Source organism: Pseudoclavibacter sp. VKM Ac-2888 (assembly GCF_015351285.1).
Taxonomy (GTDB): Bacteria; Actinomycetota; Actinomycetes; order Actinomycetales; family Microbacteriaceae; genus Pseudoclavibacter.
On the sequence record NZ_JADKSM010000001.1, the window covers coordinates 1,519,105 to 1,541,787 of the forward strand.

The 22,683-nt window shown below is 68.7% G+C and carries 20 protein-coding genes; 8 read left to right on the top strand and 12 right to left on the bottom strand.

From position 1 onward, the window contains the following. Positions 1-57: 57 nt before the first annotated feature. Positions 58-1,095, bottom strand: a complete 1,038-nt coding sequence (locus tag ITJ61_RS07330; RefSeq protein WP_104307100.1) for a DNA polymerase IV — start codon at positions 1,093-1,095, stop codon at positions 58-60. 130 nt (positions 1,096-1,225) lie between these two features. Between ITJ61_RS07330 and ITJ61_RS07335 the strand changes: the two genes are divergently transcribed. The 7 genes from ITJ61_RS07335 (at position 1,226) to ITJ61_RS07365 (ending at position 7,850) form a co-directional block, all read left to right on the top strand. Further along, positions 1,226-2,239, top strand: coding sequence for a proline racemase family protein (locus tag ITJ61_RS07335; RefSeq protein WP_194685878.1), 1,014 nt, complete (start codon positions 1,226-1,228; stop codon positions 2,237-2,239). Then, positions 2,236-3,186 carry an ornithine cyclodeaminase family protein gene (locus ITJ61_RS07340; RefSeq protein ID WP_194685879.1) on the top strand — a complete coding sequence of 317 codons (951 nt, stop codon included), beginning with the start codon at positions 2,236-2,238 and terminating at the stop codon, positions 3,184-3,186. Before ITJ61_RS07335 ends, ITJ61_RS07340 begins: the two co-directional genes overlap by 4 nt. Beyond that, positions 3,183-3,857: a GntR family transcriptional regulator gene (locus tag ITJ61_RS07345; RefSeq protein WP_194685880.1), complete on the top strand. Its 675-nt coding sequence runs from the start codon at positions 3,183-3,185 to the stop codon at positions 3,855-3,857. Before ITJ61_RS07340 ends, ITJ61_RS07345 begins: the two co-directional genes overlap by 4 nt. Before the next feature lie 138 nt (positions 3,858-3,995). After that, positions 3,996-4,808: an alpha/beta fold hydrolase gene (locus ITJ61_RS07350; protein ID WP_194685881.1), complete on the top strand. Its 813-nt coding sequence runs from the start codon at positions 3,996-3,998 to the stop codon at positions 4,806-4,808. Then, positions 4,805-5,332: a CGNR zinc finger domain-containing protein gene (locus tag ITJ61_RS07355; protein ID WP_104307105.1), complete on the top strand. Its 528-nt coding sequence runs from the start codon at positions 4,805-4,807 to the stop codon at positions 5,330-5,332. The genes ITJ61_RS07350 and ITJ61_RS07355 overlap by 4 nt, the downstream gene beginning before the upstream one ends. An 83-nt stretch (positions 5,333-5,415) precedes the next feature. Continuing rightward, a complete protein-coding gene (gene cmtR / locus ITJ61_RS07360; protein ID WP_194685882.1) occupies positions 5,416-5,778 on the top strand; it encodes a Cd(II)/Pb(II)-sensing metalloregulatory transcriptional regulator CmtR in 363 nt (120 codons plus the stop codon). Positions 5,779-6,059: 281 nt separating this feature from the next. Beyond that, the gene (locus tag ITJ61_RS07365; RefSeq protein ID WP_323744312.1) at positions 6,060-7,850 is read left to right on the top strand and encodes a cation-translocating P-type ATPase; all 1,791 of its coding nucleotides are present in this window, start codon (positions 6,060-6,062) and stop codon (positions 7,848-7,850) included. Positions 7,851-7,936: 86 nt separating this feature from the next. On the opposite strand, the gene ITJ61_RS07370 is transcribed toward ITJ61_RS07365, so the two are convergent. The 11 genes from ITJ61_RS07370 to ITJ61_RS07420 form a co-directional block, all read right to left on the bottom strand. Further along, a complete protein-coding gene (locus tag ITJ61_RS07370; RefSeq protein WP_323744313.1) occupies positions 7,937-9,127 on the bottom strand; it encodes an ABC transporter ATP-binding protein in 1,191 nt (396 codons plus the stop codon). Further along, on the bottom strand, positions 9,105-10,874 hold the full coding sequence (locus ITJ61_RS07375) for an ABC transporter permease (protein ID WP_194685883.1): 1,770 nt from the start codon (positions 10,872-10,874) through the stop codon (positions 9,105-9,107). Before ITJ61_RS07375 ends, ITJ61_RS07370 begins: the two co-directional genes overlap by 23 nt. A 15-nt stretch (positions 10,875-10,889) precedes the next feature. Next, positions 10,890-11,939, bottom strand: coding sequence for an ABC transporter substrate-binding protein (locus tag ITJ61_RS07380; protein ID WP_194676643.1), 1,050 nt, complete (start codon positions 11,937-11,939; stop codon positions 10,890-10,892). Positions 11,940-12,105: 166 nt separating this feature from the next. Further along, a complete protein-coding gene (locus ITJ61_RS07385) occupies positions 12,106-12,804 on the bottom strand; it encodes a response regulator transcription factor (RefSeq protein WP_104242393.1) in 699 nt (232 codons plus the stop codon). Further along, positions 12,801-13,700 carry a sensor histidine kinase gene (locus ITJ61_RS07390; protein WP_104242395.1) on the bottom strand — a complete coding sequence of 300 codons (900 nt, stop codon included), beginning with the start codon at positions 13,698-13,700 and terminating at the stop codon, positions 12,801-12,803. The genes ITJ61_RS07385 and ITJ61_RS07390 overlap by 4 nt, the downstream gene beginning before the upstream one ends. A 97-nt stretch (positions 13,701-13,797) precedes the next feature. Then, entirely contained in the window at positions 13,798-14,631 is an 834-nt protein-coding gene (gene kduI / locus ITJ61_RS07395) for a 5-dehydro-4-deoxy-D-glucuronate isomerase (protein ID WP_104242397.1), read from the bottom strand. After that, positions 14,628-15,746, bottom strand: a complete 1,119-nt coding sequence (locus tag ITJ61_RS07400) for a glycoside hydrolase family 88 protein (protein WP_194685884.1) — start codon at positions 15,744-15,746, stop codon at positions 14,628-14,630. The genes kduI and ITJ61_RS07400 overlap by 4 nt, the downstream gene beginning before the upstream one ends. After that, complete coding sequence (locus ITJ61_RS07405; protein ID WP_194685885.1) at positions 15,736-18,477, bottom strand: hypothetical protein; 2,742 nt, start codon at positions 18,475-18,477, stop codon at positions 15,736-15,738. The genes ITJ61_RS07400 and ITJ61_RS07405 overlap by 11 nt, the downstream gene beginning before the upstream one ends. A gap of 43 nt (positions 18,478-18,520) precedes the next feature. Further along, on the bottom strand, positions 18,521-19,411 hold the full coding sequence (locus tag ITJ61_RS07410; protein ID WP_104242401.1) for a carbohydrate ABC transporter permease: 891 nt from the start codon (positions 19,409-19,411) through the stop codon (positions 18,521-18,523). Further along, on the bottom strand, positions 19,408-20,331 hold the full coding sequence (locus ITJ61_RS07415; protein ID WP_104242403.1) for a carbohydrate ABC transporter permease: 924 nt from the start codon (positions 20,329-20,331) through the stop codon (positions 19,408-19,410). The genes ITJ61_RS07410 and ITJ61_RS07415 overlap by 4 nt, the downstream gene beginning before the upstream one ends. Next, positions 20,328-21,656 (bottom strand): ABC transporter substrate-binding protein, encoded by a 1,329-nt coding sequence (locus ITJ61_RS07420; RefSeq protein WP_104242405.1) that lies wholly within the window; start codon positions 21,654-21,656, stop codon positions 20,328-20,330. Before ITJ61_RS07420 ends, ITJ61_RS07415 begins: the two co-directional genes overlap by 4 nt. Positions 21,657-21,891: 235 nt before the next feature. Here ITJ61_RS07420 and ITJ61_RS07425 point away from each other — a divergent pair, with 235 nt between their 5' ends. Beyond that, positions 21,892-22,650 (top strand): IclR family transcriptional regulator, encoded by a 759-nt coding sequence (locus tag ITJ61_RS07425; protein ID WP_104307113.1) that lies wholly within the window; start codon positions 21,892-21,894, stop codon positions 22,648-22,650. Positions 22,651-22,683 lie beyond the last annotated feature (33 nt).

A 22,683-nucleotide genomic window follows, 5' to 3' on the forward strand; every position in this document is an offset into this window, starting at 1 on the left:
TCTGCAGTTCAGCGTAGAGGCAGGGTACCGGGCAGACGAAACCAGGGGGCGGGATCGTCAGAAGAGCGTCGGCTGCACCATCTCGACCGGAACCAGCCCGGTGAGCGTCACGCTCGCGGACTCGAGCTCCGAGGTGCTCGAGTCGACGAGCAGCTTCTTCGCGACGGGCATCCACACGTCGAAGGACGCGCTCGAGTCGATGCCCTGGTACTTCTCCCTGACCGGGCCGAGCCCGACGGGGCGCAGCTCGAGCTTGATGCCCGTGGCGCTGAGCCCCGCTCGAGTCGCCCGGTGGCAGACGCGCTCGACGCAGCCCTCGACGACCTCCTCAGGCGTGCGGTCGGCCCGCGCGTACCCCGAGGTCGACGATTCCGAGGTGAGGCTCGTGCGGTGCCGGATGGGCGAGATCATCGCATCGTCGGTTCCGGCGCGGATGCGCCACAGCCGCCTGGCCATCCCCGTGCCGCAGACCCGCAGCAGCTCGTCGCGCGGGATGACGTCGACATCGCCGATGCGGGCGACGCCGAGCTTGATGAGCCGCGCCTCGGTGCGTGCCCCGATGCCCCACACCTCGCCGATGGGCAGCTCGGTGCGCAGCTCCAGCTCGCGCGCCTCGTCGATGACGTGCACGCCGTCGGGCTTCGCTGCTCTCGAGGCGAGCTTCGCCATGAGCTTCGTGCGGCCGATGCCGACGCTGACGGGGATGCGCAGCTCGGTCGCCGCGCGGCGACGGAGCTCACGGGCGACACTCTGCGCCTCCTCCGGCGTGCGCGCCCCGACGTCGAGGAACGCCTCCTCGATCGAGCCGGGCTCGATTCCCCGCGCGACCGAGTCGAAGAGCGCGTAGAGCGCATCCCCGACCGCTTCGATCTCCTGGCGGTAGGCCTCGACGAGCAGGATGCGTGGGCACAGCTCACGCGCCTCGGTGACGAGCATGCCGGCGTGGATGCCGAACTCCCGAGCCGGGTAGTTGGCGCTGGCGATGAACAGGTGCGCCACGGCGGCGACGGGCTTGGCTGCGAGCTCCGGCCGGTCACGCAGGGCGACCGATGCGAAGAAGGAGTCGGCGTCGGCATGGAGCAGGTACGAGTTCATGACCCCGCCATCGTACCTATGTTCTAGGCAGGGTTCGAGTGGCGCGCGAGTCGCGTGTCTCACCCCCACCCTGTCGGTCGCGCGCGCCGTGCCCTAGTGTGATTGCAATTGCAATCTCTCTGGAGGCTTCATGCGCGAGCGCTACGCGACGATCGACTACCACACGGCCGGCGAGCCGTTCCGCATCGTGCCGGAGCTCGGGATCCCGATCGAGGGCGCAGACGTGGCCAGCAAGCGCGTCTTCGCCATGGCCTCCCCCGCCATCGACCGAGTCCGCCAACTGCTCTGCTTCGAGCCGCGCGGGCACGCCGACATGTACGGCGGCTTCATCGTGGAGCCGAACGACGACGGCGCCCACCTCGGGGTGCTCTTCTGGCACAAGGACGGGTTCTCGACGGCGTGCGGGCACGGCACGATCGCGCTCGGCGTGTGGGCCATCGAGAGCGGCCTCGTCGCCCCCGAGACCAGCGGCACGACGGACGTCATCATCGACGTCCCCTCAGGGCGCGTGACCGCGAGGGTCCACACCGACCCAGATGGCACCGTCACGGGGGCCGACTTCATCAACGTTCCGGGCTACGTGCTCGCGCGGCAGGTCCCCGTCTCGACATCCAGGGGCACGGTGCTCGCCGACCTCACCTTCGCCGGGGCCATCTACGCGCAGGTCGACGCGAGCGCCGTCGGGCTGTCGATCGAGCCGGAGGACGTGAGCGAGATCATCGCGTTCGGGCGGGAGGTGAAGTGGCTCCTGAACGATTCGCCGCACGCCCAGCATCCGAACGACGAACGACTGAGCGGGGTCTACGGCACGATCCTCTTCTCCGACCACAGCGCCGACGGCGTCGTCCGCCAGCGCAACGCCACGGTGTTCGCCGATGGTGAGCTCGACCGCTCCCCCTGCGGGTCCGGCACGTGCGCCCGCGTCGCGACGCTGACCGAGCAGGGCGCGCTGCCCGTCGGGTCCGAGCTCGTGCACGACTCCATCGTCGGCTCCCGCTTCCTCGCCCGCGTCGTCGCGGAGGGCGTCGAGGCCGGGCGCCGCGCGACGACGACGCAGGTCTCGGGCATGGCATACAAAACCGGCGAGCACGTCTTCGAGGTCGACCCTCGTGACGAGATGACGCCCGGGTTCGTGCTGCGATGAGCGCGCGCATCCCCTACCTCGGCGCCGATGACGTCGCGGCGCTCCTCTCCCCGACGGCGGCTGTCGATGCGCTCCGGCGCGCCCTCGCCGACGGGTTCCGTCCCGAGACCGACCACGCGCGCATCTTCGAGTCGCTCGAGCACGGCGAGTTCCTCCTCATGCCGGCCGAGACCGCGGACAGCGCCGGCATCAAGCTGCTGACGATCGCACCGGACAACCCAGCGCGGGGACTCGCCCGCATCCAGGGCCTCTACGTGCTGTTCGACGCGGACACGCTCACGCCTCGCGCCCTCATCGACGGGCCGACCCTCACCGATATTCGTACCTCGGCTGTCTCCGTGGCGGCGGTCAAGGATGCGCTCGAGCGAGACTCCGGCCCGCTGGAGGTCGTCGCCTATGGCGCCGGCCCGCAGGCGAGAGCACACGTGCGCACGGTCAGGGCCGTGCTCGAGGGCACACGGCAGATCGGCCGCGTCACGTCGGTGGTCCGCTCCCCCGAGCGCGTCCCCGCGAGCGAGGATTTCGACGCCGTGGTCGCGGCGGGCAGCCATGAGGCCGAGGCTGCAACCCGCGCGGCTGGGCTCATCCTGTGCACGACGACAGCCTCGGCCCCGCTCTTCCCCGACGAGCTCGTGCGCGACGACGCCGTGGTCGTGGCGGTCGGCTCGCATTCGCCGGATGCACGCGAGCTGCCGGGTGGGCTGCTCGGCCGAGCCGACGTGATCGTCGAGGACGTCGCGGCGGCGCTTCGCGAGTGCGGCGACGTCATCATGGCCATCAACGAGGACGCCCTCGACGCGCGGGAGCTGATCCCGATGGCCGATCTCGTGCAGGGCACCCGCCGGCCGCTCGGCAGGCGCCCCGTGGTGTTCAAGAGCGCCGGAATGTCGTGGGAGGACCTCGTGCTGGCTCGGGCGATCGCCGACGCAGACGAGCGTCGCCGATGAGCACCCCCGCCGGCGCGCAGCCCAGCCCGGGCCGTCGCGACTCCGTGCGCCAGCGCGTGGCCGCGGAACTGCGAGCCGCGCTCATCGGCGGCGAGCTCACCCCTGGGCAGGTCTACTCGGCGCCTGCGCTCGCCACCCGCTTCGCCTCCTCGGCGACCCCGGTCCGGGAGGCGATGCTCGAGCTGTCGCGTGATGGGATGGTCGAGGTGCTGCCGAACACGGGGTTCCGCGTGACGGAGGTCACGCGCGCCGAGCTCGACAACCTCGCCGAGGTGCGCCGGCTGCTCGAGGTGCCCGTCATGGGCGACATCGCCGAGCAGCACAGCGACGAGGACGTGGCGCGCATCCGCTCGCTGAGCCCCCTCGTCGAGGCGATGCAGCGAGCTGAGGCGGCGAACGACATGGTCGCCTACCTGACGGCCGACACCGAGTTCCACACCTCGTTCCTGTCTCTCCACGGCAACCCGGAGCTCGTCCAGATCGTGCGGCGTGCCCGCGAGCGCAGCCGCCTCCACAACCTGCTGCCGCTCGCCGAAGCCGGCCAGCTCACCGCGTCCACGCTCGAGCACGACCAGATGATCGAGGCGGCGCTCGACCGCGACCGAGCGCGGATGCAGCAGCTGGTGGCACAGCACATCGGGCACGTGCGCGGCGAGTGGGCCGGTCGCTGACTGCTGCTGGCGCTGAGGCCGTCGACCTCGGACATTCAGGCTCGTGGCGGGGAGGTCGACGGTGGCGCCAACCGCACCATGCCGCTTCACCTCTGTTACCGTCTAATCAGACTAGACAGTAACAACAAAGGGAGACAAATGAGCGATTGGGCGCTTCCCGAGCGGTTCGAGGTCGGCGACGGCACGGTGCGATGGGGTTCGTTCGGCGACGGGCCCCCGCTCGTCCTGCTGCACGGCACGCCATTCTCGTCATTCATCTGGCGCGACGTCGTTCCGGTGCTGGCTCGCGATCACCGGGTCCACGTCTGGGACATGCTCGGATTCGGGCAGTCGACCCGCACCGCACCCGACGTGAGCCTTCGGCAGCAAGCGGTGATCTTCGTCGACCTTCTCGAACACTGGGGCGTCTCCGCACCTCAGGTTGTGGCACACGATGTCGGCGGCGCGGTCGCACTGCGCGCCGCACTTCTCCACAACGTGACCTTCGAGTCACTCACACTCATCGATGCCGCCACGGTGAGCGGCTGGGGCTCCGGGGGATTCTTCCAGACCATCCACCAGCACCCCGCGGCCTTCGAGGCGCTTCCAGCCTGGGCCAGTGCTGCCCTCATCGACGCCAAGATCCGGTCCGGCAGCCACACGGGTCTCCGCGCGGAGGCGCTGGCTTCGTACACGGACCAGTGGGCAGGGACAGAAGGTGCACGGGCGTTCTACCAGCAGTACGCGCAGGGTGGCGAGGACAACACCGACGAGCTCCAGGGGCTACTCCACCTGCTGGACATCCCGGTCCACGTGATCTGGGGCGCGGACGACTCGTGGCTCGGTGTCGACTACGCCCAGCGACTCATGACGGCACTTCCGGATCACGCGCGGTTCTCTCTCATCGACGGAGCCGGACACATGGTCCCGGAGGACCAGCCGGGCGAACTCCTCAGACTGTTGAGCACGTGAGCACCGTGCAGTCAGTCGTGCCTGAGGAGCTGCGCGTCGTTGAAGAGTTCTGCAACAGCGCGACGCTGCTGCACGGCACAGATGCCCTGGCGACCCTGCGTGGCGGGCGGGAGTGGATGGTCCAGCACGGATGGGACGGGGACTGCACGCTCGAGCACCTCGCCTCATTGCGCGGCGCGCGCGAGGTCATCCGCGCGTTCCTCGCCGACCGGAGCGACGCGTCAGCGCGATCGGCCTTGAACCGGCTCGCTCAGGAGCACTGGGCAAGCCCTCACGTCGACGATGACGGTCGACTTTCGCTGACCCCGTCGAGCGCACGGACGACGTCGCCAGCAGGCGCGGCGGTCCGAGCACTGCTGCTCTCCGGCTTGACCGGCTCGGGGCTGCGGCTCAGGACTTGCGCGTCGGACACGTGCCGGTGGGTGTTCTTCGACAGTTCCCGATCCAGGACGCGCACCTGGTGCGACATGAACACGTGCGGTGCGCGGAGCAAGATGCGCCAGTACCGCGGTCGGCTCGCCTGAACCTCCAGGGCGCCGGCTCGATACTCGTGGACCTGGCGTTCGGGACATGTGAAACAGGTCACTCTTCGCTGTATAGTCACTCCATGCTGACTCTTGCTTCGAGGCTCGACGTGATGAACAGGCTCGGTCGGGCGATGGCGGATCCCACCCGATCGAGGATCCTGCTTGCGCTCCTCTCCGGCCCCGGGTACCCCGCGCGTCTCTCCGAGTCGCTGGGGCTCACTCGCACGAACGTCTCGAACCACCTCGCCTGCCTGCGGGGGTGCGGCATCGTCGCCGCGAGCCCCGAGGGCAGGCAGACGCGGTACGAGATCGCCGACTCGCACATCACCCGCGCGCTCGGCATGCTGATCGAGACCGTCCTGGCCGTCGATGAGGGCGTCCCGTGCGCGTCCGACTGCGACAGCTGCGCGGCGTGCGCCTCGGAAGCGGCTGGTCCCGCGTGAGCGAAGAATGCTGCGGCCCGGCCGAACCCCCGCGAGGAGGCGCCCCGCGTCGGCCGCTGCTGCTCCGCTCGGGGCCGTCACCCGCCTCCGACAACCTTCCTCCGTCGCCGGTCGTCGCTGCGGGATGCGGAGACGACGACGGAGATGCCTGCTGCGGACCTCGGCTGGCTTCGGCGGCCTCACTGGCCTCGGCGACCTCACCGGCCTCCGCAGCCGAGCCGACGGGCGGACCGCCCGTCGCCGCGCCCTGGTGGCGGGATCGGGCGCTCCTGCCGTCCGCGGTGTCGGGCGTCGCCCTGATCGTCGGCTACGGATTCGAATGGGGCGGGACGCCCGCCGCCGCGGTCGTCTTCCATGCCATCGCCCTGCTGGCCGGGGCCTCGACCTTCGTCCCCGACACGCTCCGTCGTCTCGCGCGAGGCCGGCTCGGGGTCGGGCTGCTGATGACGATCGCCGCGATCGGGGCCGTGCTCCTCGGGCATGTGGGCGAGGCCGCAGCACTGGCGTTCCTCTTCTCCCTCGCGGAGACACTCGAGGGCCGCGCGATGTCGCGGGCCAAGGATGGGCTGCGCGCGCTCCTCGCGCTGCTCCCGGAGACGGCGATCGTGGTTCGCGCCGGCGGCACCGCGACCGTTCCGGCCAGCGAGGTGCGTCGCGGAGATGTGCTGCAGCTCGGCGCCGGTGACCGCGCCGCCACGGATGGCATCGTACGGGAGGGCCGATCGAACGTCGACACGTCGGCGGTCACGGGCGAGTCCATCCCCGTGCAGCTCGAACCGGGAGACGCGATCGCGGCCGGGACCATCACCATCTCCGGCGCTCTGCGCATCGAGGCCACGGCCGATGGCCGAGACAACTCGCTGACCCAGATCGTCGAGCTGGTCCGGCAAGCCCACGCCAAGAAGGGGAACCGCGCGCGGTTGGCGGACCGCATCGCCCGCCCGCTCGTGCCGACGGTGCTCGTGCTGGCGCTGCTCATCGTGGCGTTCGGGTTCCTCGTCGGAGATCCGGCGCTCTGGACCGAGCGTGCCCTGGTCGTGCTCGTCGCCGCCTCTCCCTGCGCCCTCGCGATCGCCGTCCCGGTGACCGTGATCAGCGCGATCGGCTCCGCCTCGAAGCTCGGTGTGGTCATCACATCCGGTGCTGCGTTCGAGCAGTTCGGAACGATCCGGACGATCGCGTTCGACAAGACGGGCACGCTGACCATGAACGACCCGCGCGTGGTCGAGGTCGTTCCGGCTGCCGCGTGGACCCGGCAGAGTGTCGTCGACCTCGCGGCTGCCCTCGAGGCCGTCAGCGGGCACCCGCTCGCCAGCGCGATCACTGCGGCGGGTGAGACCCCCTTGACCGCCACCGACGTCGAGGAGTTCGCGGGGCTCGGCATAGTCGGCCAGGTGGATGGCGCGGCCGTGCGAGTGGGCAACACGAGGTGGCTCCCGCCGCTCGGCGTGGAGGTCGCGGCCGAGACGCTGGCGGGTCAGGGCATGACGGTCGTCGTGGTGGAGGTCGATGGCAGCATCGCGGGCCTGATCGGCGTCCGCGACGAGCTGCGCCCGGATGCTGCGGACGCCATCGATCAGCTCTCCCGGCTCGGCATCCGCTCCCTCATGCTGACCGGCGACAACACGCAGACCGCGCAGGCGCTCGCATCTCAGGCGGGTATCGCAGAGGTGCACGCCGAGCAGCTTCCGGCGGACAAGGCCCGCGTCATCGAACGGCTGGCGTCCAAGACGCCGACCGCGATGGTCGGCGACGGCATCAACGACGCCCCGGCGCTCGCCACGGCAAGGGTCGGGATCGCCATGGGGACCCATGGGTCCGCCGCGGCGATCGAGTCCGCGGACATCGCCTTCACGGGAAGCGACCTCAGGCTGCTTCCGAGCGCGTTCGCACACGCCAGACGCGGACGCCGCATCATGACCGTCAACATCGCGCTTGCGCTCGCCATCATCGTGGTCCTGTTCCCGCTCGCGCTGTTCGGCGTGCTCGGCCTCGCCGGGGTCGTGCTCGTCCACGAAGCCGCGGAGCTGCTCGTCATCCTCAACGGCATCCGAGCCGCGCGCCGACGCTGACCCGCGGCGCCCGAGGCCTCCACAGAACGATTCGGGCCACCGCCTTCGGGGAGGAAGTGGCCCGGGACCGCACACCGCTCAGGCGCCTAGTGAGCCGCCGTGTCGTCGCCTTCGTCGCCCGTCTTGGGCAGCAGCCATCCGCGTTCCGGGGCGATGCCAACGCGAACGCAGTCCATGGGGCGCAGGATGTCCTCGACGGATGGGTCCGAGACCTGCGCCACGATCGTCCCCGTGTCGGTCTCGATCTCGTACTCGACGCTGTCGCCGTGGAAGATGGTCGTGAGGACCCGTCCGACGTCTCCGTGGACCTCCGCGGCCTCCACTCGACCGGAGAGTCGCACCGACTCCGGCCTGATCATGAGGAGCACCTCCGTGTCGATCGTGACGCCGTCCTGGCAGTCCGTCTCGAACTCCCGGCCGAGCGCCACGACCCGGGCCCGTCCATTCGCCGGCTCGGCGAGGAGGGTGGCGTCGAGGAACGTCGCGCGGCCGATGAAGTCGGCGACGAACACCGACTCCGGGCGCCGGTACACGGTGTCCGGGACATCGACCTGCTCGATCCGGCCGCGGTTCATGACGACGATGCGGTCGGAGAGCGTCATCGCCTCGTCCTGGTCGTGGGTGACGAAGATGCTCGTGATGCCGAGTCGACGCTGCAGGCGGCGGATCTCGTTGCGCATCAGGACGCGCAGCTTCGCGTCGAGGTTCGAGAGGGGCTCGTCGAAGAGCAGCACCTTCGGTCGCATGACCAGCGCACGGGCGAGGGCGACGCGCTGCTGCTGACCTCCGGACAGCTGGTGGGGCGCCCGGTCGGCGAAGTTCATGAGGTTCATGATCGTCAGGACCGTGTCGACCTCCTCGCGCATCCGCGCCGCCGGCATCTTCTTGAGCTTCAACCCGTACGAGACGTTCTCGCGGACGGACAGGTGCGGGAAGAGCGCATACGACTGGAAGACCATCGACATGGGCCGCTGGTTCGGGGCGACGCGGATCATGTCGGCCCCGTCGAGTTCGAGCTCCCCCGAGGTCGGCTCCTCGAACCCGGCGATCATCCGCAGCGTCGAGGTCTTGCCGCAGCCGGAGGGGCCGAGGAGGGTGATGAACTCGCCAGGTTCGATCTCGAGATCGACGGAGTCGACGGCCAACGGGTCGTCGGCCTTGGCTCCGTATCGCTTCGTCAGCTTGCGGAGGGTGATGCGGCCGAGTGCGGCCTCAGGGTCGATGCCGACAGCCTCGGCGAGGCCTTCGACGGAGTCAACGACGGTGTGTGCGACCACGGAAGATCACCTTTCGAACGAGGAAGTTGATGATGAGGATGAGCGTCAGCACGATGAGGATGAGCACCGTGCAGTACGCGAACGCGTTCCCGAAGCGCCCCGAGTCGACCTCGGCGAGGATCTGCGAGGTCATGATCTTGATGCCTGGGGTGGTGAGGAACACGATGGGCGACAGCGTCGTCATGGACCTGGCGAACGCGAAGGTCAGGCCGGTGAGGAGGGCCGACTGGATGAGCGGCAGCGTCACCTTGCGGAACGTCGTCCCCGACCCGGCCCCGAGCGACGTGGAGGCTTCCTCGATGGCGGGATGGATCTGGTTGAGCGCCGCGATGCCCGAGCGCTGGCCGGATGGCAGCGAGCGGGTGATGTAGACCATCACGATCGCGATGCCGCCGGAGAACGCCGCGCTTCCACCGGCGAGGGCCGGCAGGATCTGCACGCCGAAGATCGTGGTCGGCGTGATGTAGCTGAGCGCGTAGCCGATGCCGAGGACGGTGCCGGGCACGGCCAGCCCCAGCATCCCGACGAAGTCGAGCAGTCCGGAGGTGCGACGCAGCTTCCGGACGACGAGCCAGGCGATGAGCATCCCGAGCACGCCGGCGATCGGGGCCGCGATGAGGGCCAGGGTGGCCGTGTCGATCATGGCCTTCGAGCCGATGCCCGTGAGGACGAAGGTGAAGTGGTCGAGCGTGAACTCGTTGTTGACCCCTGGCACCTTCATGAAGCCACCGGTCAGGACGGTCACGTAGATCGTGACGATGAGCGCGCTGATCGAGCCGACGAGCAGGAGGATGGGCACCCGGATGCTCGGTGCGGTGATCTGCTCGGATCGTCCCGTCGGCTTGCCCGTCACGGTCACGACGCTGCGCTTCGAGACCCAGTAGCGCTGCACGAGGAACACGAGGAGGGCTGGCACGAGGATCGTGAGCGAGTAGGCCGCGCCCGCGCTCGTGTTGTAGTCGCCGGTGACGGCGAGGTAGGCCCGGCTCGCGAGGACCGTGTAGTCGCCGCCGAGCACCAGCGGGTTCGCGAGGTCGGCGATGGACTCCACGAACAGCAGGAGGAAGGACCCGGCGAAGCCGGGGACGAGCATGGGGATGGTGACGGAGAAGAACACCTTGAGCTTGCTCGCCCCGAGGCCAGCTGCGGCCTCGTCGAGGCTCGGGTCGAGCGACTCGAGCATGCCCTTGAAGTTCATGTAGGCGACGGGGAAGAAGGACAGGGCGAGGACGAGCACCAGGCCGGAGAGCCCGTAGATGTCGCCCTTGATGCCGAAGATGCCGTTGCTGATGGCGCCGTTGCGGCCGAAGAGCGTGATGACGGCGGTGGCGACCGCGAACGGGGGCGCCACGATCGGGACCATCGCGAGCAGGTGCAGCGCTCGTTTGCCGCGGAACGCGATGCGGACCTGGGCGAAGGCGAACAGGAAGCCGATGATGGTGCCCAGGACCCCGACGATGAGCCCGAGGACCAGCGTGTTGAGCACGATCCGATGGTTGACGGGGTCGGTCACGATGCTCGCGAGCACCGCGAGCCCATCCGGGGCGAACGCTGCGGAGAGGAGGCTCATCACCGGGTAGCCGATGAGGAGCAGGAGGATGACGGCGACGGCCGTGCCGAGGATCACGACGCTGCGGTCGGCGCGGGCTCGTGACCGCGGCGCCGAGCGCGAGCCGCGTCCTCGTGCGGGGGCGGGGGCCGCTGGCGGCGTGGCGCCGCCAGCGACTGCTTCGAGTGTTGAGGTCATTGTTCGTCCGCGCTTCTACTCCTTGGGAGCAGGCGCCACCTCCGAGTCGAACCGTCCGGTGAGCTCGTTGCGCGCCTGACCCGCGGCGTCGATGTCGGCGTGCACGAGCTTCACGGTGTCGAAGTCGACCATGTCCTCCGTGATGACCGCGTCCGGGTTCGTCGGCACGCTGTAGCTGCCGACGGTCGCGGCGAGATCCTGCGCCTCTGCCGTGAGGGTCCAGTCGATGAACGCCTTGGCGCCCTCTGGGTTCTTCGCGTTCTTGATGAGCGAGACGGCCCCGACCTCGTAGCCGGTTCCCTCGGAGGGGAAGGTCGTCTCGAGGTTCGTGAAGCCCTCGTTCACGAACTTCTGGCAGTCCTGGGCGAAGATCACGCCGGTGGCGACCTCACCGCGGCCTGCCATCTGGCCTGGCGCGCTGCCGCTCTTCGAGTACTGGAGGATGTTGGAGTGCAGCTTGCCGAAGAAGCCGATGGCCGCATCCTGGTCGCCGTCGTTGAGCTCGACCTCGGTCCAGAGCGCCTGGTAGGCCGTGCCGGAGGTGCCGGGGTGCGCCATGGCGATGTTCCCCTTGAACTTCGGGTCGAGCAGGTCCGCCCAGGAGGTCGGCGCCTCGGCGCCGATCTCCTCGAGCACGTCGGTGTTCGAGCAGAAGCTCAGCGCGCCGACGTAGACGCCGGTCCAGCGCCCATCCGCGTCCTTGTATTCCGACGGGATCTGCTCGGCGTTCGGTGAGGTGTACGGCTCGAGGAAGCCGGACTCGTCGGCCGCGAGATGCCCCTCGGCGCCGCCGCCGAACCAGGCGTCGAACTCCGGGGTGTCTCCTGTCGCGCTGAGGCGTGCGACGGCCTCGCCGCCGCTCAGCCGCACGTAGTTCGCCGGGATGCCGGAGGCCGCCGTGAACTCGGCGGCGATGACCTGGCACCAGTCCTCCTGCGGGGTGCAGATGAACGTGACCGGTTCGCTCGAGGCGCCCGCCTCGGTGCCCGCACCCGCCGAGCAGCCGGCGAGGAGAGCGGTGGCGGCTGTTGCCGCGACCGCGAAGGGAAGCAGTGTGCGTTGCATGCGGGAGAACTCCTTTGTCCTGGTCTTCGAACTGCCGAGCATCAGTGAGCTGTGCTCGACGTTGCCAACGCTACGAGCGGGATGCGGGCACGCCCGTGACAGCTCGGTGATGCTCGGTGACAGCTCTGTCACCGAGTTGGGCGGGAACCCTGGTGACGGACGAGGCTCAGGTGCGGTCGGCGCGGAGCAGGTAGCCGGTGCCCCGCACGCTCTCGATCGCCGCCGCGCTTCCCGTGACGGCCGCCTCGAGCTTGTGCCGCATCCGATAGACCGCGGCCTTGATCATCTCCCGGTCCCCGTGGCGGTCGTACTCGCCCCAGCACATGAGGAGGAGCTGCGAGAAGTCGAGCGGTGAGTTCGGATGCGCCATGAGGGCGGCGAGGAGCTTGTACTCGGTGTTGGTGAGCGAGACCCGCTCCGCGGCGACGATGACATCGTGGCTCGCGGGGTCGAGCTCGAGGCGGACCCCCGAGGTCACGACGGCACGCGACGACTCCGGCCGCCGCACGAGCCGCTGCGCCCTGAGTGCCAGCTCGCGCGGGTGGAACGGCTTCGCGACGTAGTCGTCGGCCTCCGCCTCCAGCCCCGCGATCCGGTCGGAGACCTCGCCCTTCGCGGTCACGAGGATCACCGGCAGGTCCCAGCGGGACTTGATGCGCTGGCACAGCGAGATACCCGAGATGCCCGGCAGCATGATGTCGAGCACCACGAGGTCCGGGCGTGAGCGTTCGAGGGCCGTCCACGCGGTCTCCGCCGAGCGGAACGACTCCGTCGTGAACCCCTGCGTCTCCAGCGCGAACGTGACGATGTCGAGCATCGCCGGTTCGTCGTCGACGACGAACGCGAGACTGTGGGGCGCCGTCATCGTCGACGCCTCGCGACGGCTGGGTCGGCAAGCGGCAGCGTGAACATCATCGTCGTTCCTTTTCCCGAGATCGTGTCGACGTGGATGCGGCCACCCTGCAGCTCCACGAACTGCTGTGAGATGAAGAGCCCGATGCCGGTGCCGTTGCCGAGCGGGCGGCCGCTCGAGAACCGGCTGAACAGGCGTTCCCGCTGCGTCTCCGTCATCCCCGTCCCTCCGTCGCTGACCGAGATCATGACCTCGTCGTCCCCAGGAACGATACGCACTTCCACGCGACCGCCCGCCGACTCGCTCCTCGCCGCGTTGTTCACGAGGTTCGTGATGACCTGCCTCGTGAGCTGCGGGTCGACGAATGCGCTGACCGGGGCGCCAGGGGCATCCAGCACGACCGTGACATCGGAGATCTCCGACAGCTCCTCGACGACGCCCCTGAACAGCACTCTCAGGTCGACCCGAGAGCGCTCGATCGACACGAGGCCGGCCTCGAGGCGGGCCCTCGTGAGCAGTTGCTCCGAGAAGTTGTGCATCCGAACGGCGTTGTCGACGATGCGATGCACGAACACGGCCTGCTTCTCCGTGAGCGGGCCAGCCTTCTCCTCCGCGAGGAGCTCCCCGGCCCCCTGGATGACTGCGAGCGGCGTGCGGAGCTCGTGGCTCAGCACCGATGCCTGGTCAGCCCGCCTCGTGCTGAGCTCGGTGACCTCCTCGAGCCGCGCACGGTCGCGCGCATGCTCGCGCAGCACCAGCCAGATCGAGGCCCATGCGGCCGCGAGCGCGATGAGCGCTGCGAGCCCAGTCGCCCAGTCGGACCGCATGGCGGCGAACACTGCCGCGAGGATCCCCGCGAGAACCGACACGAGGAGCACACTCGCTGCCCACCTCGACATCATCATCATCCGGATAAACCTAGACGATCAGGCGAGAGGGACACGTCGATCCTGTCTCACCAGGGCAGCGAGCCCTGCCGTCATCCGACGGCAGGGCTCGCTCTGCTCACCGCACCAGCGTGGTGTCGACGGGGTCCATGTCGTTGTAGGTGGTGTTCTCGCCCGCGGTCGCCCACACGAACGTGTACGGGCCGGTACCCGCACCGAAGTGCACCGACCAGCTCGGCGAGACCACGAGCTGACGGTTCGACACGACGAGGTGCCTGGTCTCCTGCGGCTCCCCCATGACGTGGAAGACCCGGTGCTCCGGCGCGAGATCGAAGTACAGGTAGCACTCCGTTCGTCGGTCGTGCGTGTGCGCTGGGAGGGTGTTCCAGGCGCTGCCCGAGTGAACCTGCGTGAACCCGAACGCGATCTGCGAGCTGCGGGTCCCGCCCTCGTAGATGCACTGGTTCAGTGTGCGGCGGTTGGCGTTCTCGGGGTCGCCGAGCTCGACGACGTTGGTCATGTCCGGCGTGATCTTGGTCGTCGGGAGGTCCTGGTGCGAGGTCGCGGTGAACACGTAGAACGCGGCCGGGTTCGCTGGGTCGGCCGAGGAGAACCGCACTTCGCGTTCCCCGCGTCCGAGATACATCGTGCCGACGTGCGCGAGCTCGTGGGCCTCGCCGCCGACGTGCACGGTGCCCGGTCCGCCGACGTTGATGACACCGGCCTCGCGGCGCTGCAGGACGAACTCGGCACGCACCTGGTCGGGCGTGGGCAGCTCGAGTGGTTCGTCGAGCGGCACGACGCCGAACGCGAGGATCCGATCGTGGTGCAGGTAGACGCTTCGCGCCTCACCCGCGGCGAACAGCTCCTCCATGAGGAACGAGGAACGCAGCTCGTCGGTCTTCATCGCTGCGACGGCGTTGGGGCTGTGGGCGTACTTGGTGATGGTCATGAGTGCTCCTCTGGTTCGGGGGCTGATGATGATGGTGCTGTCGTCTCGTTCCAGGCGGCGATCGCCTCCAGGGCGAGGCCCTGTCCCCACGGCTGGACGCGGTCGTCTCGGATCACGGAGTAGCCGAAGGGGATGAGCTGGAGCACGGTTCCAGCGCTCACTCGGGTGAGTCGACCGTCGTCGACGTAGGCCAGCGAACCGAGGACAGCGCGCTCGCCGGCTCGCCGCAGGGGCCGGTCGGCGACTGGCAGCTGTTGCTCGAGGAGCGCGCTTCCACGGAGCAGCGCGGCCCCGATCCCGGCCGCCGCGGACGTCTCGAGGATTCCTCTGGTCTCGATGGGGCCGTCCACGAGGACGTCCCAGACGCCATGGTCCGGTTGGAGCGCAGCGAGGGTCTGGAGCTGCACGGCGAGTCGTTCCCGGACCTCGCCGATGGCCGGATCGTCGCCTGCGAGGTGCAGCAGGTCCGCACCCGCGAGCGCGATCCACGCGTTGGCGCGCCCCCAGAAGCAGTCGATCCGTGTTCCCTGGTTGGTGCCGTGGGCGAAGAGGCCCGTGCTCGTGTCCTGCAGCTGCTCGGCATGGGCGAGCCACTGCTGAACCGCCTCCCGCGTGAGCTCGGGGCGTTCGAGCGCGCGCCCGGCTCGCAGGAGGAACTCGCCAGCCATGTACACGGTGTCAGCCCAGACTCCGCCCGGCCAGTGCTCGAGCGCGCCGTTCGAGGCCCTGGTCGCTTCCGGTGCGTCCTGGTACCAGGCCAGGCAGGCATCGACGAGGCGTCGAGCACCTGGATCACCGGATGCGCGCAGCAGTTCGGCTGCCGTGGCGGCCGGTGCCATGTTGTTGACGTGCTCGAGCACGGGGAGACGCGTCGCGTGGCGTCCCATGTAGTCGAGCACGAGCTGCGGGGGTGTCGACCCGCGAGCTTCGGCGGCGCGCCACGTCGCGAGGAGGCAGACCCCCTCGCCCCAGAACCATCTGTCGACGCCCATGGCGAGGGTGCCGCGCAGGAGATCGCCCTCGAGCTCGGCGAATCCGGTTCCGGCCGCGGCCTTCGCCAATGGCGGCAGCGGCGGCGGAGCGAGGTCCGCCGAGGAGGTGTCCTCACCGGCCATGTGCGTCACCGCCGATCTGCGCGAGTCCCTGACGGACGCGCTCGACGGGCAGCTGGAGCCTCTCGCCGTCCCATTCTGCGATGATCTCGGCGTCACCGAACGCGCTGCTCGTCGCCGGGTTCTGGAGGTGCTGTTCCTCGACGATGGTGCCGTCGCTGAAGCCCTCTGGCACGTCGTCGACGAGCAGCGCGCTCGAGAAGGTCACGTCCAGTTTCGGTCCGGATCCCAGCTGGAACCGGACGCCGGGGTCGTCGGCGCCGCTCGGGTTCCAGTCGAGGGTCGCGGATCGCAGGCCGGCGGCCCACGTCTGGAAGTCGCCGTCCGACTCCTTCCGTCCGGCGACGGCGACCCAGACCGCGCCGTGTTCGGCCGGTATCCACTCCTGCTGAGCGGTTTCACCGGTCGCGATGGGGCGCACGCCGCCGGGAGTCGCGATGGCGACGTATCCGTCCCCGCGCCGGACGGCGATCCACTCGCCGCCGACGACGAGCTCGTCCGCCTGCTCGGACGGCAGCCAGAGGTGCGTTCTCGTGATGGGGTCGCTGCTCGTGAATCGCTGGAGATGGACGACCACGTTCCGGTGCTGATGCACGCGCGGGAGGACTCGGTGGCCGGCCCACGCGTTGGGCCTCGCCGACGACCCCGTATCCGCGTTCGCGGGATGCGTGACGAAGATCTGGAACTCGCGGGCGAGCGTGGCTCCCCAGATGTGCTCCTGGAGGCCGGGCAGCCCGGCTCGGTAGTCCTGCACGCTCGAGAGCATCACGTCCGGGGTCTTCCAGACGCGGAGGTCTGAGCGGTACGGCCTGCTGAGGAGGTCCCGTTCGAACGCCAGCTTCCCGCGGTAGACCTGGGTGCCCCACCAATCGCGGGGCGGCTCCCCGGCGAGCTTGCGGATGATGGCCGGCACGGCGTACTTCCGCGAGATCGCGAGCGTGGTCACCGGCAGCACGGCGTCGTTGAGGCTGCCGACTCCGGCGAGCAGGCGCAGGATGGGCGAGGTCTCCTCGAAGCGCGAGCTGCGCAGCGTGTGCACGTACGAGCGCCCGTGCGCCGCTCCGTGCGTGCCGCGCCACGAGTTGCAGGCGAGTGTGAAGAGCACCTTGTCGAGGAGCACCCGCGAGGCCTCGGTGAGACGGTCGTCGACCCCGAGCTCGATCAGCATGCAGAGGGCGTAGCTGTCGATGGCGAGGTACGCGTTCGAGTCGAACTCGCTGAACCCGCCGGACAGCTTGCGGTCGAGCCATCCGGCGGCGCGGATGCGCGCCTCGTCCGCATGCTCGGCACCCGTTCGCCCGTCGACGGAGAAGACCTCGTCCGGGAAGGTCTCCCCGGCGAGCAGCTCTGCGACGTGCCAGACGAACTGGTGGTTCTCCGTGAAGTAGCACATGGCGTCGAGGCCGGGTTGGGTGATCCAGTACTTCATGCCCGTCACGGCGCCCTGCACTCGGTCGCGCAGCCCGACGGACCAGGCATCGCTCGGCACCCGGTGCCAGGCGAGCAGCATCGAGAGCACCTCGAAGTCGGCGCAGTCGCCGCGCGTCTCGACCCGGTGCAGCGCAGACGCGAGGTCAGAAGGCTCGACGCGCACGTCGCCGAGCAGCTCGTGGCGAGCGAGGAGGCCGGCGAGCCCGGCCTCGGTGGGGGTGTCGTCCTCGAGGCCAGCTACGAAGCGGAGCACCTCGTCACGCCACAGCGCAGGATCGCCGTGGGGTTGTTCCCTGCTGTCCGGCGGAACGACGGCGACTCGGATGCGACGAAGCTGCGGGCACCGGGGGTCATCGAGGCCGATCTGCACGATGCTCTCCCCCGTGCTCAGCATGGAGGCGCCTGCTGAGGCTGCGTCGCCTTCCGCGAAGGCGTCTTCCTCGGCGACCCCGCCGACGCGGAAGCGGACCTTGCCCTGCTCGTCCGCTTCCACGAGCTGCCAGTCCTCGTGGTCGCTCGTTCGGACGCGGAACCGCACACCGCGCGGCGCGGAGAAGGCGGCGACCGGCCCCTCCAGTGCCCAGCTCGTGGACGCGACCCGATTCAGCACCTGCTCTGCGAGACGGCCGGCGTGCTCGTCGGCACCGGGCGAGGGGATGACCACGCGAACCGGCAGCCCCTCGACCCGGACGCGCACGATGTGCCTGCACTCCCGGAATGCGACCTGCCAGGTCGCCAGGTGCAGCGGCGTGACCCCCGATGGCAGACGCACCCGTACCGAGGAGGTGAGCGGCTCCATGTAGGAGACCTGATCGCCCCGCAGGACGACTTCGCCTCCCACCCAGAGGACGAACGGGCCCGTCGTGTGCACCTCGATCGTCCGCCACTCGCTCTGGTCGACCTCCACCGCCGTGGCCGCGAGGGACGCCCGGTACTCCGGGGTGAAGCAGAACGCCGACCAGTCGACGAAGCCGTCGGCCGGGGTGTGCACGCGCGCCCACTCGGCGCTCGAGCTCTGCCCGTTGGCGGCCCAGCTGACCGGGCCGCCCTCGATGACCTCCGGGAGGTCCTGTGCATCGTCGAGCTGGTGCGCGGCGTACAGCCGCTGCTTCAGCTCGCCGACGTCTGGTCCGTTCGTCAGCACCCATCTGCCATCTCCCCACGGTTCCCCGTCTTCGGAGAGAAACGCGTCGAGGTCGTCGCAGCTGCTTGCCCAGGCCGGTGAGACCAGCCAATCCCTGATCGTGCCGTCTGCGTCGGCGAGGTGAACGGTCCGGTTGGTGACTGTGAGTGAAGAACTCATGCTCCGTGTGTTTCCTTGTCCAAGATCGATGGTGAGTGACGGGCTACTTGAGGCCCGTGTTCGCGATACCCGTCGTGACCTGCTTCTGGAAGAACAGGAAGAGGATGATGACGGGGACGATGCTGACCACGCTCATCGCGATGATGAGGTTGAACGGGACCGTCTCCTCTGCCGTGAATCGGGCGAGTGCCACCGGCAGCGTGTAGACCGATTCGCTCTGCGCCACGACGAGCGGCCACAGGAAGTCGTTCCACCTCCACATGACCGACAGGATCGCGACGACCGCGAGCGCGGGCCGGCACATCGGCAGCACGATGGTGGCGAAGATGCGGAACTCGCCCGCGCCGTCCATCCGCGCCGCCTCGATGAGCTCGTCGGGGATCGACAGCATGTACTGGCGGAGGATGAACACCCCCGTCGGCGTCGCTGCTGCCGGGATGATGAGGCCCCAGAGCGTGTTCACGAGCCCCATGGATGCGACGACCTGGTAGACGGGGATCAGGATCACCTGCAGCGGGATCATGATGGTCGCCAGGGTGAGGATGAACAGGAAGTTCTTCCCCCGGAAGTTGTACTTCGCGAGTGCGTACGCCGCCATCGAGTTGACCGAAAGCGTGAGCACGGTCGCCCCGATCGTGACCACGACGCTGTTCAGGAAGTACCCGGCGAAGTTGAACCGCGAGAGGGCTTCCGTGTAGTTGCCGAACCCCCAGGTCTCTGGCAGCAGCGCGGGTGGCCGCATCGCCAGTTCGGCGGGCGACTTGAACGAGCCGAGGACGAGCCAGACGATCGGGATGAGCGCCACGAGCGTCGCCGTGACCAGGATGACGACGCGCAGTGCGTCCGTCGAGGTGACTTTCTTCGACCCAGTGGAGGTCCAGCTCCGGCGCGGTTCCTGCGTGGCGATGAAATTGCTTGCCGTCTCGGTGGTCATACCGCGTCCCGCTTTCGTCCGATCAGGTAATTCACGATGGTGATCGTGAAGATGACGATAAAGAGCAGCACGCTCCCCGCAGAGGCGAGCCCGTAGCGGATCGGCGACACGAAGCCGTTCTCGTAGATGTACTGGACGATGAGGGTGGTCGCGCCGACCGGTCCACCGCCCGTGAGGGTGTAGATGAAGTCGAACGCCTGGAAGCCGTGGATCGTGGCGAGCACGACGACGACCAGGATGCTCGGCTGCAGCAGGGGCAGCGTGACGTTCGTGAACTGCTTCCATCTGGAGGCGCCATCGAGCTGCGCCGCCTCGTACAGCGACGGGTCGATGCTCTGGAGGCCTGCGAGCAGGATGAGCATGTAGAAGCCCACCTGCATCCAGGTCCCCACGACGATCACCGAGAGCATGGCAAGCGGGCCCTCGACGAGCCACGGGACCGGGGCGACGCCGAAGAGGCCGAGGAACGCGTTGACGATTCCCCCCTGACGCTCCAGCATCCAGTTCCACACGAGGCCCGCGACCACAGGTGAGATGAGGACCGGGATGAAGAAGACCGCCCGGAAGAAGGAGCGCCCCCTCCGCTGCTGCTCGACGAGGACGGCGAGCAGCGTGCCGAGGACGACGGAGAGGAGCACGAAGGCCACCGCGTAGACCACGGTCTGCCAGACGATCCCCCAGAACTCCGTGTCGGAGAGGATCGTCTGGTAGTTGCCGAGCCCCTCCCACGCGAAGGTGCGTCCGTTCGACGACGAGTACATCGAGATGTTGAAGCCGTTGATGGCGGGCCAGATCGTGAACAGCCCGAAGATCGCCATGTTGGGCAGGAGGAACAGGTACGGCGCCGAGCGGAGGCTGAAGGGCTTCCGAGACTTGCCCCCGATCACCTTCCGCCGAGCGACCGTGCGCTCTGACGTCATTTGTGCAGCTCCTCCACGAGCGACTGCGCGTTGGACTTGACGTCTGCGACCGCGGTCTTGAGATCCTTCTCGCCGGCGACGACTCGGGAGAGCTGGTCGACGAGCTCGAGGGCGCTGCCGTTGAAGGCGACGTCGCCGTTCGCGGCGTAGCCGAGGTCCGGAGTGCGGGCGAGGTCAGCCTGGAACGTGTCCATGTCGGCCTGACGGTCCGGGTAGGTGACGCCCTGCTCCGTGAGGTCCGCGCGGGTGGGGAGGAACCCGCCTGCTGCGACGAACTTCTCCTGCGACTCCGCGGTGTTCATGTACTGGACGAAGAACGCGGCGAGCGCGGGGTTGGGGCCTTCCTTCAGCGCAGCCATGTACTTGCCGCCGGGGAATCCGCCGCACTCTTCAGCGCAGGGATTGGGGGCTGCTGCCCAGTTGAAGTCCGCGTTGGCGGCGAACTGGCCGACCTGCCAGTTGCCGGACAGGTAGACGGGGGTGTCCTGCGCGAGGAAGATCTCGTTCGCACCCTCATATCGAGTGCCTGAGCCGAGCCAGAAGTCGCGGGGCATGCGGCCGTCGGCCATCATGTCGACGAGCGGCTGCAAGGCGGCTTCGGCCTTCGCCTCGTCGAGGACGACCTCGCCGTCGCCGACGAGTGCGGTGCCGTACTGGCTGAGCACAGTGGAGAGTCGGTGCCCCGACTTGTCCATGGCGAACGCGTACTCGGTGCCCGTCGCCGTCTGGACCTTCGTGGCCGCGTCGATCATCTCGTCCCAGGTCCATGGATCGTTCGAATCAGGGAGCGGGACGCCGGCCTGCTCGAAGAGGTCGGTGTTGATGAACGGACCGTTGAGGGTGAGGTCGGATGGGACCGCGATGAGCTGCCCGTCGTCGGTCGTGGCACCGGAGACCGGGCCGTCGACGAACTCGGAGGCGTAGTCCTCACCGAGGTACGTGCGCAGATCGAGGAGGTCGTTCTGGAAGTCGCCGAGGCCCGTGAGGCGCACGACGTCGGGCGCGTTGCCTCCCGAGAGCCGCGCCTGCACGGACGTGACGAGGTCCGCGTACGGGAGGATCTCGAGGTTCACGGTGACGTCGTACTCTTCCTCGAACGATGCGATGAGGTCGCGTGTTGCCGCCTCGTCGGGACCGTCGGTGAAGTAGACGTAGCTCAGCGACTCGCCGGCGAAGTCCGCCGGGTTGATCTCCTGGACTTCCAACGGCCCGCTTGCACCGCCGTCGCCGCTGACGACCTCTCCGGGGGCGCACCCCGTGAGGCCAACGGTGACGCCGACGGCCAGCGCGAGCGCCACCTTTGCGTTGTGCCTTCTCGTAGTCATTACATCCTCCTTGATGTCAATCCCCCGACCCGGGGAGCCGACGCCTCTCTGCGTCGATGGTGGCGATACTACAAGTTTTCGGCTCTATGGAAAGCACTTTCTGTAGAGCGGAAACTAGGCTAGGGTGCGAACTACTGACCTGACTCAAGGAAGAGTCGAATCGACAGCGCGTCCCGGCCGCCGTCGCCCACTCGATGGAGTGCGGAATCTCAAGCGGCCGCGATTGGATGAGGACATGACACCATCGCCCGAGAACTCGGAGCCCCCGCTCTCTGCCCTGATGAAGGGCCTCACGCTCATGGAGGCCGTCTCCGAGCACCATCGCATCTCCGACCTCGCGACCGCGACAGGTCTCTCCGTCAGCACCGTGCACCGAGTGCTCAGCGACCTCGTCGAGCATGACTGGATCGAGCACGGCGCAGACCGCACCTACCGCCCGGGAGCCCGCACGCACCTCTTCGCTGCGAGCGTGCAGCGCGACGAACGCGCGACGCAGAAAGCCCTCCCGCTGCTCCAGCGACTTCGCGACGAGGTGGGCTGCACGGTGCACATGGCGCGGTTCCGGCAGACGACGCTCATGTACGTCGCCAAGATCGACGGACCGGCTGCTTACCAGATGCGCTCACGCGTCGGAGACACCATCCCGCTGTGGTCCACAGCCATCGGCAAATCGATCCTCGCCGCCCTCTCCCCCGAGCTGAGTTCCGAACTGCTGATGTCAGCTGAGCTCACGAGACGGACGGTCCACTCCATCGTGTCGAAGCGGGAGCTCCAGGCGCAGCTTCGCGTCGTCTCCGAGCGCGGATGGGCGATCGACGACCAGGAGAACGAGCTCGGGATCCGATGCGTCGGCGCAGCCCTCCGATCCGCGGATGGCTCCGTCATCGGAGGCGTCAGCACCTCGGGCCTCGAGCACGAGATGACGCCGGAGAAGATCCAGGACATCGTGCCGCATCTGCTGCGGACGGTCACCGAGATCAGGAAGCTGGTCTGAGCAACCGACGTCGGGCCTTTGGCCCGTCGTCCG

What these genes read in the sequence shown, in the direction of transcription:
- ITJ61_RS07330 (WP_104307100.1), bottom strand. Translation starts at nt 1,095, where the DNA reads ATGAACTCGTACCTGCTCCATGCCGACGCCGACTCCTTCTTCGCATCG.
- ITJ61_RS07335 (WP_194685878.1), top strand. Translation starts at nt 1,226, where the DNA reads ATGCGCGAGCGCTACGCGACGATCGACTACCACACGGCCGGCGAGCCG.
- ITJ61_RS07340 (WP_194685879.1), top strand. Translation starts at nt 2,236, where the DNA reads ATGAGCGCGCGCATCCCCTACCTCGGCGCCGATGACGTCGCGGCGCTC.
- ITJ61_RS07345 (WP_194685880.1), top strand. Translation starts at nt 3,183, where the DNA reads ATGAGCACCCCCGCCGGCGCGCAGCCCAGCCCGGGCCGTCGCGACTCC.
- ITJ61_RS07350 (WP_194685881.1), top strand. Translation starts at nt 3,996, where the DNA reads ATGAGCGATTGGGCGCTTCCCGAGCGGTTCGAGGTCGGCGACGGCACG.
- cmtR (WP_194685882.1), top strand. Translation starts at nt 5,416, where the DNA reads ATGCTGACTCTTGCTTCGAGGCTCGACGTGATGAACAGGCTCGGTCGG.
- ITJ61_RS07375 (WP_194685883.1), bottom strand. Translation starts at nt 10,874, where the DNA reads ATGACCTCAACACTCGAAGCAGTCGCTGGCGGCGCCACGCCGCCAGCG.
- ITJ61_RS07380 (WP_194676643.1), bottom strand. Translation starts at nt 11,939, where the DNA reads ATGCAACGCACACTGCTTCCCTTCGCGGTCGCGGCAACAGCCGCCACC.
- ITJ61_RS07385 (WP_104242393.1), bottom strand. Translation starts at nt 12,804, where the DNA reads ATGACGGCGCCCCACAGTCTCGCGTTCGTCGTCGACGACGAACCGGCG.
- ITJ61_RS07390 (WP_104242395.1), bottom strand. Translation starts at nt 13,700, where the DNA reads ATGATGATGATGTCGAGGTGGGCAGCGAGTGTGCTCCTCGTGTCGGTT.
- kduI (WP_104242397.1), bottom strand. Translation starts at nt 14,631, where the DNA reads ATGACCATCACCAAGTACGCCCACAGCCCCAACGCCGTCGCAGCGATG.
- ITJ61_RS07400 (WP_194685884.1), bottom strand. Translation starts at nt 15,746, where the DNA reads ATGGCCGGTGAGGACACCTCCTCGGCGGACCTCGCTCCGCCGCCGCTG.
- ITJ61_RS07405 (WP_194685885.1), bottom strand. Translation starts at nt 18,477, where the DNA reads ATGAGTTCTTCACTCACAGTCACCAACCGGACCGTTCACCTCGCCGAC.
- ITJ61_RS07410 (WP_104242401.1), bottom strand. Translation starts at nt 19,411, where the DNA reads ATGACCACCGAGACGGCAAGCAATTTCATCGCCACGCAGGAACCGCGC.
- ITJ61_RS07415 (WP_104242403.1), bottom strand. Translation starts at nt 20,331, where the DNA reads ATGACGTCAGAGCGCACGGTCGCTCGGCGGAAGGTGATCGGGGGCAAG.
- ITJ61_RS07420 (WP_104242405.1), bottom strand. Translation starts at nt 21,656, where the DNA reads ATGACTACGAGAAGGCACAACGCAAAGGTGGCGCTCGCGCTGGCCGTC.
- ITJ61_RS07425 (WP_104307113.1), top strand. Translation starts at nt 21,892, where the DNA reads ATGACACCATCGCCCGAGAACTCGGAGCCCCCGCTCTCTGCCCTGATG.